The 15,659-nt window shown below is 62.6% G+C and carries 15 protein-coding genes; 7 read left to right on the forward strand and 8 right to left on the reverse strand.

Features of this window, described 5'->3' with window-relative positions:
• The 7 genes from pyrE to FYJ85_RS16235 all read right to left on the reverse strand — a co-directional run bounded on the left by pyrE (position 1) and on the right by FYJ85_RS16235 (position 7,375).
• A complete protein-coding gene (pyrE, locus tag FYJ85_RS16205) occupies positions 1–567 on the reverse strand; it encodes an orotate phosphoribosyltransferase (RefSeq protein WP_106054054.1) in 567 nt (188 codons plus the stop codon).
• Between the two features lie 185 nt (positions 568–752).
• Positions 753–1,145 (reverse strand): hypothetical protein, encoded by a 393-nt coding sequence (locus FYJ85_RS16210; protein ID WP_106054053.1) that lies wholly within the window; start codon positions 1,143–1,145, stop codon positions 753–755.
• A gap of 20 nt (positions 1,146–1,165) precedes the next feature.
• The gene (locus FYJ85_RS16215; protein WP_106054052.1) at positions 1,166–1,630 is read right to left on the reverse strand and encodes a PTS sugar transporter subunit IIA; all 465 of its coding nucleotides are present in this window, start codon (positions 1,628–1,630) and stop codon (positions 1,166–1,168) included.
• A gap of 189 nt (positions 1,631–1,819) precedes the next feature.
• Positions 1,820–3,679: a hypothetical protein gene (locus tag FYJ85_RS16220; protein WP_106054051.1), complete on the reverse strand. Its 1,860-nt coding sequence runs from the start codon at positions 3,677–3,679 to the stop codon at positions 1,820–1,822.
• Entirely contained in the window at positions 3,664–5,703 is a 2,040-nt protein-coding gene (locus tag FYJ85_RS16225; RefSeq protein ID WP_106054050.1) for a SpoIIE family protein phosphatase, read from the reverse strand. Before FYJ85_RS16225 ends, FYJ85_RS16220 begins: the two co-directional genes overlap by 16 nt.
• Entirely contained in the window at positions 5,700–6,707 is a 1,008-nt protein-coding gene (locus tag FYJ85_RS16230; protein ID WP_206213247.1) for an ABC transporter substrate-binding protein, read from the reverse strand. The genes FYJ85_RS16225 and FYJ85_RS16230 overlap by 4 nt, the downstream gene beginning before the upstream one ends.
• 20 nt (positions 6,708–6,727) lie before the next feature.
• Positions 6,728–7,375, reverse strand: a complete 648-nt coding sequence (locus tag FYJ85_RS16235) for a hypothetical protein (RefSeq protein WP_154419516.1) — start codon at positions 7,373–7,375, stop codon at positions 6,728–6,730.
• Between the two features lie 400 nt (positions 7,376–7,775).
• Between FYJ85_RS16235 and FYJ85_RS16240 the strand changes: the two genes are divergently transcribed.
• The 7 genes from FYJ85_RS16240 to epmA all read left to right on the forward strand — a co-directional run bounded on the left by FYJ85_RS16240 (position 7,776) and on the right by epmA (position 14,012).
• A complete protein-coding gene (locus tag FYJ85_RS16240) occupies positions 7,776–8,366 on the forward strand; it encodes an electron transport complex protein RnfA (RefSeq protein WP_106054047.1) in 591 nt (196 codons plus the stop codon).
• 12 nt (positions 8,367–8,378) lie between these two features.
• Entirely contained in the window at positions 8,379–9,224 is an 846-nt protein-coding gene (locus tag FYJ85_RS24215; RefSeq protein WP_106054046.1) for an RnfABCDGE type electron transport complex subunit B, read from the forward strand.
• On the forward strand, positions 9,221–10,552 hold the full coding sequence (gene rsxC, locus FYJ85_RS16250) for an electron transport complex subunit RsxC (protein WP_106054045.1): 1,332 nt from the start codon (positions 9,221–9,223) through the stop codon (positions 10,550–10,552). Before FYJ85_RS24215 ends, rsxC begins: the two co-directional genes overlap by 4 nt.
• Positions 10,553–10,573: 21 nt before the next feature.
• Positions 10,574–11,692 (forward strand): RnfABCDGE type electron transport complex subunit D, encoded by a 1,119-nt coding sequence (locus FYJ85_RS16255; protein ID WP_106054044.1) that lies wholly within the window; start codon positions 10,574–10,576, stop codon positions 11,690–11,692.
• A 6-nt stretch (positions 11,693–11,698) separates the two neighbouring features.
• The gene (locus FYJ85_RS16260) at positions 11,699–12,370 is read left to right on the forward strand and encodes an RnfABCDGE type electron transport complex subunit G (protein WP_106054043.1); all 672 of its coding nucleotides are present in this window, start codon (positions 11,699–11,701) and stop codon (positions 12,368–12,370) included.
• Positions 12,370–13,053 (forward strand): electron transport complex subunit RsxE, encoded by a 684-nt coding sequence (gene rsxE / locus FYJ85_RS16265; protein ID WP_106054042.1) that lies wholly within the window; start codon positions 12,370–12,372, stop codon positions 13,051–13,053. Before FYJ85_RS16260 ends, rsxE begins: the two co-directional genes overlap by 1 nt.
• Before the next feature lie 68 nt (positions 13,054–13,121).
• Positions 13,122–14,012, forward strand: coding sequence for an EF-P lysine aminoacylase EpmA (gene epmA / locus FYJ85_RS16270; protein WP_206213248.1), 891 nt, complete (start codon positions 13,122–13,124; stop codon positions 14,010–14,012).
• A gap of 1,088 nt (positions 14,013–15,100) precedes the next feature.
• Here the strand turns inward: epmA and yfcE are convergent.
• A complete protein-coding gene (gene yfcE / locus FYJ85_RS16275; RefSeq protein WP_106054040.1) occupies positions 15,101–15,658 on the reverse strand; it encodes a phosphodiesterase in 558 nt (185 codons plus the stop codon).
• Position 15,659: the final 1 nt, after the last annotated feature.

Consider the following 15,659-nt stretch of genomic DNA (forward strand, 5'->3'; position numbering starts at 1 on the left):
TTATTTCGACCCCGGCCGATCGATCGGCATATTTTGTTTGCAGAGCGGACATTCGGCCGGCTCGTAGGTCGGCAGCGAAAGCTTGAGGGCGCTTCTGAACGGAACATCGAACTTCGCATCGCCGCCGGAACGGTCGACGATCACCGCAATGCCGACCACTTCCCCGCCCATGCCGCGGACGAGATCGACCGTCTGCTGGACCCGGCCGCCCTTGGTGACCACGTCCTCGGCGACGAGGACCTTCTCCCCCGGCTTGATCGCAAAACCGCGCTTCAGGACCAGCCGGCCGTCCTCCTTGTCCGCGAAAATCGCGCGGACTCCGAGCGCACGGGCGACCTCCTGGCCGACGATCAGGCCGCCGACCGCCGGAGAGATCACCGTCTCAATCCCCTGCCCCCGGAACTGATCGGCGAGGAACCGGCAGACCGTTTCGGCCTTGTCCGGGTACTGCAGAAGCAGAGCGGCCTGAAAGAAGCGGCTGCTGTGCAGTCCGCTGCGAAGCTGAAAATGACCGGTCAGAAGCGCACCGGAATCTTCCAGAATTTTGATGATTTCCTGTTCCGTCATGGTGAACCTTTTCTCCTGTTTATGTTAAATCCTGACAACCGTAACGATAAAACCGCCCTCTTCTCCGTGCGGCGGCACTGTAAAAAAACAAACGCCGGCTCTTTCTCCGCCGGAATCCGCTCCGGCCGGACCTGCCGGCGCACGGCGGATGACCCGCCCCACTTTTTTTCTCGAACCAGTCGTTTTCAGCGGAACGTATCCGGAGAAGCCGGTTCGACCCAGAGGTGGAAATCCACTTTGCGGCCGCCGACTTCAAGCGTAATCAAAGTGTTGAGGCGCGTCAGCAGAAGCGCGTACGGTATCTTGACTTCTCCGCCGGCGACATTGACCGACACGTTGCTGTCGCCGAGGATATCCTCGGCCTTGCGGATCGCGATGATCAGCTCGAGCATCCGGCCGAGCTTGTCCTTCAAACCCGAATCCAGCGCATAGCTCCGGTGGCATTTCGGGCAGACCGCCTGAAAATCCCGCCCGGCGATGTCCGCCAGATTGAACTTGACGACTCCGTCGCACTCCGGAGAAAAACAGTGAAAATCGATCTGCGCCTTCGCTCCGAGCTGGCTGGCCGGTCTGCTCATTTTCCTGAACTCCTCCGCGCTTACTTCACTTCGTCCCGGTGGACGAGATCGAGAATCTGGGCCGGATTGCCGGCCGCATCGACCAGTTCCTGAATAAGCGACGTGTTGCGCAGCTTGCGGGAGATGCTGCCGAGCAGCTGAAGGTAGGCTTCCTGATTCTCATCCGGCGCGACGGTGAAGACGATAACCCGGACCGGCTGGTCGTCCTGGCTCTGGTAATCCTCGATCGGATTCTCGCAGACGCCGACGATCACATACGGGTGATTGATGTCGTTGACCCGGATGTGCGGCAGCGCAAGCATGCCGCCGACCCCGGTGGTCATCATCTGCTCCCGCTTCCAGGTGAGCCGGAAAATCACGTCCCGGTTGAGTTTGGTCAGATCCGCGGCACGGGTAATCAGCTGGTCCATCACTTCGAGCTTGTTCCGCCCGTCGAGCGACATCACCGAATCCTTGGTCACGTACTGAGTGAAATCATACTTCATTTTTTATCTCCGTAAACACGCTTGTGGCCCCACCTGTGCCAAAACAGCCAATCGAAATCGTACAGCCGGGTATGCCTGACATGATATAAATTTTTCTTTAAGATATCTCCCGCTTTCCGATTTTGCAACAGAACAAATGAAAAAAATTTATCTTTCATGCGTCATTCGCACCGGATCGCCGGAAAACCGTCATTCCACCCTGAAATCCCCGATCCGGAGCTCCTCCGCCTGAAAGCGGCACAGCGAGACTCCGGCCCGCTCGGCGATCGACAGAACGTGCGCCTCCCGCTCCGGCGAAGTCCGGCGGACGGTCAGGACGATTTTATCGATTGAATAACGCGCCAGAATCCGTTCGAGATCCGCACTGAAACCGAGCACAGGCAGACCGAACACCCGCATGCCGGCCAGGGCCGGATCGTCGTCGACGATGCCGATGAAACTCATGTTTTCCGAGGTGGCGCAGCCCGATACATAGTTCAGGTACAAGGTTGCATTCAAACCGCCGCCGTAGAGCAAAACGCGCGTATTCCGCACGCCGGGGACGCCGGTCTGCCGCAGCTGCCACATCATGCGCATGCCGAGATAGACGAGCACGAACCGCACGAATCCGATGCCGAACGCGGCCAGCAGCGAAAAAAGCACCAGGTACGCCGGTAACTGCTCGCGGTCGAATTTGTCGCAGAAAAAGGCGAACAGGCAGCTGCCGATGATCAGCCCGGTCAATGTGAGCTCGGCTGCCTGCCGGAACTCCTCATACCCGGCCCGGAGCCAGAGCACCCGGTAGCTGCCGCTGATCAGGAAGAGCAGCGGAATCGGCGCGGCAATGCAGACGAAATCATACCAGAATTCGTGAAAGCCGATGTGAAGCAGCCGCCGCGCGGCCAGATCCGCGACGAAGAGAACCAGCAGATCGACGGCCGGAACCGCCAGCAGGATGAGCAGCAGTTTCCGGGGGCGCGAGATGCCCTCCTTCAGCAGCCGGGCGGAATCGTAAAGCTCGACTCCGGCGATCCGGCGCACGACGAGCAGCAGAATGAGCAGCAGCGCCATATATCCGAGCGCCGGAATGGTCTGCTCGAAAAGCAGCACGACGAATCCCATCCCGGCCAGCAGGCAAGCCAGCAGATAGATCCGGATCGCCGCCTTGCGTTGGCTGCTGACCTGCTTCAGAATCCGGTGGTGCAAATGAAACATATCCGCCGTCATGATGCCGGAGCTGCTCGGGTCGAGCAGCTTGCGGACCAGCCGGCGCCAGAAGGCGAGCGCCACGTCGAAAAGCGGAACTCCGACCGCCAGCACCGGAATCAGCAGAGAAGTCAGCGTCGCGGGCTTGCCGAAGCAGGTCAGTCCGGCATAGGCGAAAAACAGCCCGAGGAACATGGAGCCGGTATCCCCCATGAAAATCGACGCCGGAGAAAAGTTGTAGCGCAGGAATCCCGCACAGCTGCCGGCCAGGATGAAGGCGATCGCCACCAGCCCGGCGGAAGAGTTCTGCAGCCCGCCCCAGAGACCGAGGCAGACCGCCGACAGAAAGCCGAGCCCCGCCGCCACGCCGTCCATTCCGTCGATCAGGTTGAAGGCGTTCACGATCGTCACGACCCAGAGCACGGTCAGCGGCAGCGCCAGATAATCCGGCAGCTCGACGGAGAGGATGAACTTCAGCCGTGCGCCGACCACCCAGACCAGCACGCCGGCCAGAATCTGAATGACGAGCTTGGTCCGGCTCGCCAGGGAAAACCGGTCGTCGAGCAGCCCGCAGACGACGATCACAAAGGCCGGCAGCGCAAAACCGGCGACGAAGCCGCCCATCTGCGCCGACGCATGCCGCTCCACATAGAGGACCGAAGTCAGAAAAAACGCGGCGATGATCGCAATGCCGCCGCCGCGCGGCGTCGGTTTCCGGTGAACGCGCCGCGCATCCGGCATATCGACGAATCCGGCGCGGGGCAGCAGCCCGATGCAGAGCCGGGTCAGCACCAGCGAGAGAATGCAGGCGATGCCGGGATAAATGATCAGCGCATAAACGGAAGCTTTCAGGAATTCAAACATGGCGCCCCTTTCTCTGCAAATGCATTGAACCTCAGAATCAGGAGGGTGATGTCGTCCGCCTGCTCCGCCTCTCCCGCGAAACGGTCGACCGCCTGCAGGATCTCCTTCCCTAGCCCGGCCGGCGACGAATCCGGGCAATACGCGAGTACCCGCAGCAGCGCCCCGGAGCCGAACGGGTCGTGCCCCGGATTCTCCGCCTCGGTCACGCCGTCGGTGTAGAGCACAAACGTATCGCCGTCGCCGAGCCGAACACTGCCGGAACCGTAAACCGTGCCGGGCACGACGCCGAGCGCGGGCCCGTGGCGGGTCGACAGCAGCTCGAGCGCGCCGCCGGCGCGGCGGATGCACGGCGGATTATGTCCGGCGTTCGTGTAGCGGACTTCCCCGGTGCGCACGTCGAGAATGCCGAGGAAGTAAGTGACGAACATCATGGTTTCGTTGTTGCGGCTCAGGAGCTCGTTGATGCGCGACACCAGCGGGCCGGGCTCCCGGAGCTTCTCCGCCTCGCTGCGCTGGAGGGTCTGGGTCACCGCCATGAAAAGAGCGGCCGGAATCCCCTTGTCGGAAACATCCCCGACGATGAAGCAGTAGTGGAATTCATCGAGATAGAAGAAGTCATAGAGGTCCCCGCCGACCTTCCGGGCCGGGCGCAGCGTTGCGAACAGAGAGAATTCCCGGGCGTCCGGCAGCGGCGGCAGCATGCGCGGCAGGATGCCCATCTGAATCTGTCGGGCGACTTCAAGCTCGCTCTCGATGCGTTCGCGCGCCGCGGTCGTTTCGCGGACCTTCTCCGTGTAGCTGCCGAGCGCCTGCTGCATGGCGCGGAATGCTTCGGCGAGCCTGCCGATCTGGTCGCCGCCTTTCGGCACAGGCAGCGGCGTATTGAAGTTGCCGGCTCCGATCGATCCGGCGGCGTCGGCGAGCCTGCCGAGCGGCCGGGTCAGGATGCGGATCAGGATGCCGGTTGCGGCCAGGCAGAGAAGCAGCGCCGCGGCCGCGACCGGCACGATGCGGTAAGTCAGGGAATTCAGCGGCGCCATCAGCAGGGACTCCGGATAAGCGACACCGAGACTCCATCCCGGGGCGGAAACCGGAGCGTAAAAGATCCGTTCCACCCCGGCGCGGCGATTGAAAATGCGGCCGCGCGCTTCGCCGCTCCTGCCCCGGAGCATCTCCTGCCCGATCTGGCGGAGCCGCCCGGAGGCGTCGTCGCCGGAGAACATCTTCGCCCGCAGCAGGTCGGCATAACTGAAAATGGTGGACTGGGACAGATGCGCGGCCTCGTCGCGGAGCTCCTTCGTCTCGTACGGATGCGCCGGGTCCTCCGGGAAAGCGACGAACCGGCCGAACCGTGAAATCAGGAACTCCTGTCCGTAGCCGTAAACGTCGGCAGCGACAACCTGGGCGTTGATCGCCTCGAGCGACAGATCGAAACCGGTCATGCCGATGAACTTCCCGCCCGCATCGCGGATCGGCTGGGAGCGGGTGCTCATAAGGATATCGGCATACAGATCCAGATACGGCTCGGTCCAGACCGCGCGGTCGAGAAGCTGCGGAATCGTGAACCAGTCGAACTTGAAGTACTGGTACTCCTCCCCGCCGATCCGGGCGACCTCGATCTCTCCGGCCTTGTTCACATGCGTGTAGAGCATATAATACCGCGATTCGGGGTCGGCGCCGTACGGAATATAGGCGATGCTGATGCCGCAGAGCGCCGGAACGCTTTTCCGCAGCCGTTCGAGCGTCGCGCGGATCATGGCTTTCTGCTGCGCTTCATCCGGGCGCAGCAGTTCGATGGAGAGCGCCAGCTCCTGCGCCGCCGCCTCGACAACCGGAAAATCCCGGTTGATCCGTTCCGCCGCCAGCCGGACGGCGGCGCGGGCGGACGTATCGACCTCCTCGCTCAGGATCTGCCGGGTCTTCCAGTACAGCACGCCGCCGATGAGTCCGCCGGCGACCAGCAGGAAGAGCAGAATGGCCGCATTGATCTTGCACGCAAGATCCCAGTCGCGGAACGCCTTCATGGCCGGCCTCCTGACGTTTCAGCGAGATTCGGGCAGAACTGCCGGTAATCCACACTGCCGGCGATGAGACCGCTGCGCCGGAAAAGCTTCACGGCCGCATCGTATGCGGCGGGGGAGAGCACACCCGCCTGCGGCGTGCCGAGCCCGAGCAGTTTGCCGTACACGGTCAGCATCCAGTACTGATGGGCGGGGTCGAAGCGCCCGTTGTCCCGCGCGCAGTATTTCCAGACGTATTCGAGGGCCTTTTTCGGATGTTTCACGGCCTCGCGCCACCCCTCCATCACGGCGCGGCGCAATGCGAGGCAGACGCCGGGATACTCCGCGGCGGTGCTCTCCAGCGTATAGACGCCGTCCTCCGGAACGTCGATGCCGTAGTCTCGGAGACGGAATACGGTCAGCTCCGCCGGCTGGCGGCCGGAGGCCAGGATCTGGTAATATTCGTTGTATTCCATGACGGAAATCACATCCACCGCGCCCCAGAGAAAAAGCGCGATGTCGGTATTCAGCGGCACGATCTCTCCGGCGACGCCCTGTTTGCGCAGAAAGGCCAGCGGCGCCATGCCGAAATCCACCGACCAGATGCCGAACCGGCGCGGTTTTCCGGCCGCATCCGGCTTTTTCAGGTCTTCCGCTTTCCGGATGCCGTTTTTTCCGGCCGTGACCAGCATGACGGCGCCGCTCTGGCTGACCTGGCCGATATTGACCAGCGGAACCTTCTCCGACCGGGCGAGCAGCGCGGTCGCCAGCGGAGCGACGATGAATTCCGAACGCTTCTGCGTCAGGTAATCGATGATCGACAGCTCGGCGGTCTTGTGGCGGATTTCGACGGAGAGGCCGTATTTTTCAAAAATCCCGGCCTCTTTCGCATAATAAACGCCGGCGAACTGCGCCTGCGGCAGCCAGGTCATTGTGATGATCCAGCGCCGTTCCCCGGCCGTCTCCGCCGCGGCGGAAAAAGCGGCGAGAAGCAGGAGCAGCCCGGCATATTTCCTGCAACGTTTCACGAGAAGAGCGTGCCTTGCGGTCATTGGACCAGCACCCGTTCGAACAGCATTCCGTCGTCCGGATCGGAGGAGAAGAGCAGGGTGGACGACTTCCGCAGCACCTTCTCCCAGACGCTGCCGGGGGCGGTGAAGATGAGCGCGGGCGAATTTTTTCCCGGCGTCTCTTCCAGCGTCGTCCAGGTCAGGTCGGCCGGGAGCAGTCCCTTCTTCAGTGCATCGGGCAGCAGTTCCGGATAGAAGAAGCGGAGCGTATCGTCCGCCGCGACGACCTTCAGCAGCATATGGGCCGGAATCCGGGTCAGGAGCATGGCCGTTCCGATGGCCGAATCCCCCGCACAATCTGTTTTTTCCGGCAGGCAGTCGGCATACAAACTTCCTTCCACCTTGAAAAACCGTACTTTGCAGGTGGTCGAAAACACCCGTTCCTTTCCGTCCTTCGACTTGTGAAATTCGTGAATGTTGACTTCTCCGTCAGGCAGGATTCGGAGACGGACCGTCTCGATTTCCCCGTCCTGCTTGCCTTTGAGCTGCCATAGTCCGCGCGTTTCGGGCGGAAGTTCGACGGCATTTGCCTCCGTATAATAAGGTTTCAGGGAATAAACCGCCGCGCAGCCCGTGCCGGACAAGACCAGCAGCAGCGCCGCCGCCGCACCGAACCAGTGTTTCATACTCCGACCTCCTCCATGAGTTGCGGAAAGCATTTCCCGCCGTCCTGTCGTTCCTCGATGTGTCTGAATGCCGGCGGAGAAAGGCCGAACCGGCTCCGCCGGATTCTGTACGCCTGACGGACGGCGCAACCCGCTTCCATCCTCCTCCCGGACAACAGTTCCGCAAGGCCCGGACGGAACTCGCGGCACCGTATTGCTCCCCCACCCTCGTCTTGTTTATATTATACCACATTCCGGCCGTTCCTGCAAGCCCGGGACCGCAAAAAGCCCGCGATGCCGCCGCATCCGGGCGCCGGATGCCGTTTTCATGCAAAAAAGTCTTGACAAACACGGCATGCCGGTTTACATTAAACAGCTGTTGTGTTTTCTTGAAAATGCACTTTAGGGAAGGCAAAAGGGAATGAAGTATCTGGAACTCACCATCGGCGCGATTTTGGTCTACAATTTCGTGCTGGCCCGGTTCCTGGGGATCTGCCCGTTTCTCGGGGTCTCCAAACGTCTGGGCACCGCCATGGGGATGTCCGGCGCGGTCGTATTCGTCATGACGATCGCGTCGTTCATCACCTCGCTCATCTACCGTTACCTGCTGAAATTCGAGATCGACGGCACGCCGTACGATCTGTCGTTTCTGCAGGTGCTGCTGTTCATCCTGGTCATCGCCGGGCTGGTGCAGCTGATCGAGATCATGCTCCAGAAGCTCAGCCCGAAGCTTTATCAGGCGCTCGGCATCTACCTGCCGCTCATCACGACGAACTGCGCGGTGCTCGGCGCGGCGACGATCAACGCCGACAGCAATTACACGGTGCCGGAGGCGACGGTGTTCGGCCTCTGCTCCGGCATCGGCTTTGCGCTGGCACTGCTGCTTTTCTCGAGCCTGCGCGAACGGCTCGACCTCGCCGAAGTTCCGAAACCGTTCCAGGGAACCCCGATCGCCCTCATCACAGCCGGAATCCTGGCGATGGCGTTCGTCGGCTTCTCGGGACTCTGCTGACGGGGTAGCGACATGAATACTCTGATTTTAGCCGTCATCATCATGGCCGGGGTCGGGCTTGTCCTCGGCATCGTCATCGGTATTTTCGCAAAGCTGTTCCGGGTCGAAACCGATCCGCGGATCGACCTTGTGGTCGAGCTGCTGCCCGGTGCGAACTGCGGCGGCTGCGGCATGGCGGGCTGTTCCGACTTCGCCAAGGCGGTCGTCTCCGGCAAAGCCGCGCCGTCGAAATGCCCGGTCTCCTCGAGCGAACAGGTCAGCGCGATCGCGAAGGCGCTCGGCATCGAAGCCGGCGAAGCGTTCAAACAGAAGGCCGTCGTGGTCTGCGGCGGCGACCGCGAGCAGACCCTGCGGCTGGCCGGCTACAACGGTGTCGCCGACTGCGTCTCGGCTTCGCTGGTCGCCGGAGGACCGAAGGGGTGTGCCTACGGCTGCCTCGGCATGGGCTCCTGCGCACGGAAATGCCCGTTCGGCGCGATCGAGATGATCAACGGCCTGGCCGTCGTCCATAAGGAGCTCTGCGTCGGCTGCGGCAGCTGCGTGGCGGTCTGTCCGCGCAACGTGATCAAGCTGGTTCCGGCCGACGCCGAAGTCCACGTCTACTGCAACTCGCCGCTGAAGGCTCCGGCCAAGCGGCAGGTCTGCAAGGTGGCCTGCATCGGCTGCCGCAAATGCGCGAAGGCCGCACCCGAGAAATTCGTCATCGAGGGATTCAAGGCCGCCGTCAACTATGCGCATGCCCCGCTGCCGACGCAGGAAGACGTCCAGGCGGCCGGTTGTCCGACCGGAGCGCTGCTCACCGCAGAAGAGCATCTCCATATTGAAAAGCACGATCCGGAATGGAGCGCTGAAAAATGAGCAAGAATTCCCGTAATGTCATGAGTTTCGACGGGGGAATCCACCCCGCCGGCGACGGCAAGAGCCTCAGCGCGGGCAGTCCCGTCCGGAAAGCGCCGCTGCTTGACCGTTATACCGTCGTCATCTCCGAGAGCGTCGGCAAGCCGCCGAAACCGGTCGTGAAGGCCGGCGATGAAGTGAAGAAGCATCAGCTGATCGCCGAAGCGGACGGTTTTGTCTCCGCGAATCTCCACGCGCCGACCAGCGGCAAGGTCATCGGCATCGTCGACGTGCAGGGCGCGATGGGCATGCCGGTCCCGGCCATCCAGATCGAGGCGGACGGCAAAGACGAGGCCGCCGAACCGATGCCGGCGCTCGACTGGCGCTGCGCACCGGTTTCCGATCTGCTCAAGCGGATCACCGACTGCGGCGTGGTCGGCATGGGCGGCGCGGCGTTCCCGACCCATGTGAAGCTCTCCCCGCCGCCGGAAAAGGAAGTCGATACGCTGATTCTGAACGGCGCCGAGTGCGAGCCGTACCTGACCGCCGACCACCGGCTCATGCTCGAGAATCCGGGTGCGGTTCTCGAGGGCGCGGCGATCTCCGCGAAGATCCTCGGAGTCAAGAATATCTACATCGGCGTCGAAGTCAACAAGGTCGATGCGATCGAAGCGCTGAACAGAAACGCCGCCGACTTCGGCGTCCGCGTGGTCGGACTCAAGGTCCAGTATCCGCAGGGTTCCGAAAAGCAGCTGATCAAAGCGATCACCGACCGCGAGGTCCCGACCGGCGGACTGCCGATGGACGCGCACTGCGTGGTCCAGAACGTCGGAACCGCCGCCGCGGTGGCGGATGCGGTCTGCCGCGGCATTCCGCTGGTCGAACGGATCACGACCGTGACCGGTGAAGTCGTGAAGAATCCCGGCAACTGGCTGCTGAAGCTCGGAACTCCGGTCATCGAGGCGATCAGGTTCGCCGGGGGCGTAACCGCCGAGCCCGGCAAACTCATCATGGGCGGCCCGATGATGGGATTCGCCCAGAAGAACTTCGACGTGACGATCTGCAAAAACAGCTCCGGCGTGCTGCTGCTGCCGCAATCCGAAAGCATCGCCTACGGCTCGGCCGGCTGCATCCGCTGCGGCCGCTGCGTGGAAGGGTGCCCGATGAACCTCGTGCCATGCCTCCTCGGCAACGCGATCGAGGCCGAACGCTTCGAGCTCGCGGCCCAGAATCACGTCATGGACTGTCTCGAATGCGGCTCCTGCGCCTACGTCTGCCCGGCCCACCGGCCGCTCGTGCAGCACATGCGCCGCGCGAAAGCCGAAATCCGCAAACAGAGCAAAAAGTAACCTACCGGGATCAAGCATATCATGTCTGACGAAATCAACAATGAAATCAAGCTGCCGACCGGCGACAAGCTCGTATTGAGCTCATCGCCCCACATCAAGGATTCGGACAGCGTGCGCCGCATCATGTACAAGGTCATCCTGGCCCTGCTGCCGGCCTGCATCGCCGGCGTCTACTTCTTCGGCTGGCGCGCGGCGCTGGTCATGCTGCTGACCATGGCTTTCTGCGTCGGCGCCGAAGCGCTCTGGTGCTTCCTCGCCAAGAAGCCGGTCACCGGAACCATCTCCGACGGCAGCGCCGCTCTGACCGGGCTGCTGCTGGCGCTGAACCTTCCGCCGCAGGTGCCGTACTGGGTCTGCCTGATCGGCGCGTTTCTCGCCATCTGGCTCGGCAAACAGGTGTTCGGCGGCATCGGCAACAACCCGTTCAACCCGGCGCTCGTGGCGCGGGTCGGGCTCCTGATTGCGCTGCCGGCGATCATGACGACCTGGCAGCCCGCCCGCGGCATGAGTCCGGACAGCGCCGACGCGGAACTCTGGTACTCGCCCGCGACGATTCAGGAGCTGAAGGACGGCAAGCCGCTCGACTCGGTCAGCTGCGCGACTCCGCTCGGCGTCGTCGGCACGACCAAAAAGATCACCGACCGCTCATTCGAGGCCGAATCGAATTTCGAAGCGGTCTCGAACAACGACCTGATGTTCCGTTACTTTCTCGGGCAGAAGGGCGGCTGCATCGGGGAAACCAGCGTCCTGGCCCTGCTGATCGGCGGCATCATCCTCGTGCTCTTCAAGCTCATCAACTGGCGCGTGCCGGTGGTCTACATCGGAACCGTCGCGGTATTTGCCGGAATCGTGCACTATTTCTTCCCGGGCGTCACGCCGCCGCCGCTGTTCCATCTTCTCACGGGCGGCCTGATCCTCGGCGCCGTGTTCATGGCGACGGATATGGTCACCAGTCCGATCACGCCGACCGGCTGCATCGTCTTCGCCTTCGGCTGCGGCGTCATCACTACCGTGATCCGCATCTGGGGCAATTATCCGGAGGGGGTCAGCTTCTCGATTCTGTTCATGAACGCGCTGGTGCCGCTCATCGACCGCTACTGCACGGTGCGGCCGTTCGGCTACGTGGCGAAACGGGGGTAAGCGGAAATGAGCCTGAAAAACAGTGAAAATTTTATCGTTCTCGGCCTCTTCCTCGCAGTGCTCGGGCTGATCTCGGCCGTGCTGCTGGCGGTCTTTTCGGACATCGTCAGGGAGCCGATCGCCGCCGCCGAGCTGCGCAACACGAACAAGGCGCTCGAACAGATCCTGCCGCCGTTCGACAACCAGCCGTCGCAGGACAAGGTTGAAATCGAAGCCGGCGGCTCGGCCATCACCTTCATGGGCGCGGTGAAGGACGGCAGGCTGGTCGCCCTCGCCGCCCGCGGGGAGCGCAAAGGCTACGCCGGTCCGGTCCAGGCGCTGGTCGGTCTGGATGTCGACGGAAAAATCCGCGCGGTTCTCATTACCAAACAGAATGAAACGCCGGGGCTCGGCGCAAATGTCTGCGAACGCAAATTCAAAAAGACGATCTTCAATCTCTTCCAGAAGCGGCCGGAAGGAATCGCGCCGAATGCGTTCCTCGACCAGTTCGACGGCAAGAGCGCCGCAAAGGGCGTCACCTGGAAGGTGAAGAAGGACGGCGGCAACATCGATTATGTGACCGGAGCGACCGTCACCAGCCGGACGATCACCGCCCTGACTGACGAGATCGCCCAGTGCTACCTTGCCAACCGCGAGGAGATCATCCGTAAACTTGCTCCGTCGGGAGGGAACAAATAATGAGTCTGCTTACCGATTTCACCAAAGGCATCTGGAAGGAAAATCCGGTTCTCGTTCTGCTGCTCGGCACCTGTCCGACGCTGGCGGTCACCAGCAGCGCCACAAACGGCCTCGGCATGGGGCTGGCGACGACCGGAGTGCTGCTCGGCAGCAACCTCGTCATTTCGCTCATCGCCGGAATCGTGCCGAAAAAGGTGCGCATTCCCGTCTACATCGTCGTCATCGCGACTTTCGTGACCATCGTCGACCTGCTGATGAAGGCGTACGCGCCGCCCGCTCTGTACACGGCGCTCGGCATCTTCATTCCGCTCATCGTGGTCAACTGCATCGTGCTCGGCCGCGCCGAGGCGTTCGCCTCGAAAAACGGACCGCTCAGCTCCGTGCTCGACGGCCTCGGCATGGGACTCGGCTTCACGCTGACGCTGACCATGCTCGGCGCGGCGCGTGAGTTCCTGAGCTCCGGCTCCGTTTTCGAAGTCAAGCTCATCACGGCATGGACCACGGATTTCCTGCTGCCTTCCGCCGCGCCCGGCGCTTTCATCCTCGTCGGCGTCATCCTCGCGCTCAAAAATTATGCGAGCTATCGCAAGGCGGTCAAAGCAGGCAGACTCTACGTGCCCCCGAAAGGGCTCGACTGCCGTCACTGCAACATCTGCACCGCCCATATCGACGACGAGAAGTAACTGCGCCGCGGGGGAGGGAACGGAAGAAAGGCGCTTCGCCCTCCCCTGCTCCTTCCGGGAGAATGGATATGGATGACGGAAAGATGCGCAATCTCCGGTTGCGCTCGGAACTGTTCCGGGCGATCCGGGATTGTTTTTACCGGGCCGGTTATCTGGAGGTCGAAACTCCCGTGAAAATCCATGCCCCGGCTCCTGAAGAGTACATCGAATCGGTGCGGGCGGAAAAGGATTTCCTGCGAACGAGTCCGGAGCTCGCCATGAAGGTGCTGCTGGCGGACGGCATGGAGAAGATCTTCCAGATCGGTCCGTGCTTCCGTGCCAATGAATCCGGGCGCCGGCACCGCGAGGAGTTCACGATGCTCGAGTACTACAGCCGCGGGACCGGCTACCGCGAACTGGCGGAATTCACCGCCGGTTTCGTGGCGGAGGCGGCGGAGCGGGTGCTTGGAAGCACCCGGATTGAATACGGCGGAAAACAGATCGACCTGTCGGCTTATGAGTTTGTGACGGTGGATGACGCGTTCCGTCTCCATGCGGGCTGTACCGCATCCGAGGCGGATGCGCTGGATCGGTTTGACGAGCTGATGGTGACGAAAATCGAACCGGAGCTGGGAAACGGGAAGCTTACCTTTCTGTGCGACTACCCGGCAAACCGCGCATCGCTGGCGCGGCTGCGGGCGGACGATCCGTCGGTGGCGGAGCGCTGGGAACTGTACATCGCAGGAATCGAGCTGGCGAATGCGTTCGGCGAGCTGACGGACGCAAAGGAGCAGCGGGAGCGCTTCCAGGCGGCGCTGAAGTTCCGGGCGGCAGCGGGGATGCACACCTATCCGGAGCCGGTGGAGTTTTTCGCTGCGCTCGAACGCGGTTTGCCGGAGAGTTCAGGCAGCGCAATGGGGTTGGACCGCCTGACGATGGTCATGTGCGGCGCAACCGATATCGCCGACGTGCGGGCGTAAAAACCGGGACCGGGGCAGCCGGAAGCAACCTGCGGGCGGAACGACGCAGAAGTTGACCGCAGAGTCAAGGCGGCGGAGCCGCCGTCGGCACCGGCACCCTGCCGGTCTGGGGACCGGGGGCGAAGCGCCCCGGCCGCCGGAGGCTACCTGCGGGCGGAACGACCAGCTCACAAACCGAATCGAAGATTCGGACGGGGAGCACGCACGGTCTGTTGCGCGAACGCGCAAAAAGACCGCGCCCCGGAAGGGGCGCGCTTCCCCAGTCTGCAACATTGACAGCTCGCATTTTAACAAGGGTTCGCGGCTCCGGTCAATCATGGTTGACCGAAATTGCAACGCGGCGGAGCCGCCGTCGGCGCCGGCACCCTGCCGGTCTGGGGTCCGGGGGCGAAGCGCCCCGGCCGCCGGAGGCAAGCTGCGGGCGGAACGACCAGCTCACAAACCGAATCGAAGATTCGGACGGGGAGCACGCACGGTCTGCTGCGCGAATGCGCAGTAAGACCGCGCCCCGGAGGGGGCGCGCTTCCCCCTGTCTGCAACATTGACAGCTCGCATTTTAACAAGGGTTCGCGGCTCCGGTCAATCATGGTTGGCCGGAATTGCAACGCGGCAGACCCTTTGACCGCTCCGCGGCGTTCGCCGCGTCGCTCACACCGGGCGAAGCACCGCAACTTCGTTGCGGATTTTTGCGCTGGGGCTTCGCCGGGTCAACCTGAGGCGCCGCCTCAGACTCCGCCAAGGGGCTCCGCGCCCCTTGGAACCTCGCCAGGGCCGAAAGGCCCTGAACCCGGTCGCTTCGCTCCCCACAGGCGTGTTGTAACATCAGGGGGAGGCGCATTCAAACAAGGTTCGCGGCTCCGATCAATCATGGTTAGCCGGAATTGCAACGCAATAGACCCTTTGACCGCTCCGCGGCATTCGCCGCGTCGCTCACACTGGGCAAAGCACCGCAACTTCGTTGCGGATTTTTGCGCTGGGGCTTTGCCCGGGTCAACCTGAGGCGCCGCCTCAGACTCCGCCAAGGGGCTCCGCGCCCCTTGGAACCTCGCCAGGGCCGAAAGGCCCTGAACCCGGTCGCTTCGCTCCCCTTACGATTGCTGCAACTGCATCGACATCATTTCGTCGCCGGACTCCAGTTCGCAGATCCGGAGCGTTCCGTCTTCGTAAACACCGAAGCTCGCTTTGCAACCGCCTTTCGGCAGCGAGACAGAACCGGGGTTGAAGGCGACGATGCCGTTCTCCAGCACCTCGAGCTGCGGAATATGGGTGTGCCCGCAGGCAAGCACAGCCCCGGCCGGCAGCGGCGGCGGATTGCCGGGCCCCCAATGATGGCCGTGCGTCAGGAAGAAACGACGCCCGTCGGCCAGCAGCGTCGCGTACTCCGACATGATCGGGAACGCCAGCAGCATCTGATCGACTTCACTGTCGCAATTGCCGCGCACTGCCGTGATCCGCTCTTTCAGCCCGTTCAGCTGTTCGACCACCAGCTGCGGCGCATAGTCGGGCCGCAGCGGATTCCGCGGCCCGTGATAAAGCACATCGCCCAGCAGGACCAGCTGCTCCGGAGCCAGCCGGTCAATCTGCCGCCGGAGCAGCGTCACGCTCTCCGGTGAACCGTGAACGTCCGAAAAAAACAGAACCTTCATC

Source organism: Victivallis lenta (assembly GCF_009695545.1).
GTDB classification, from domain to species: domain Bacteria; phylum Verrucomicrobiota; class Lentisphaeria; order Victivallales; family Victivallaceae; genus Victivallis; species Victivallis lenta.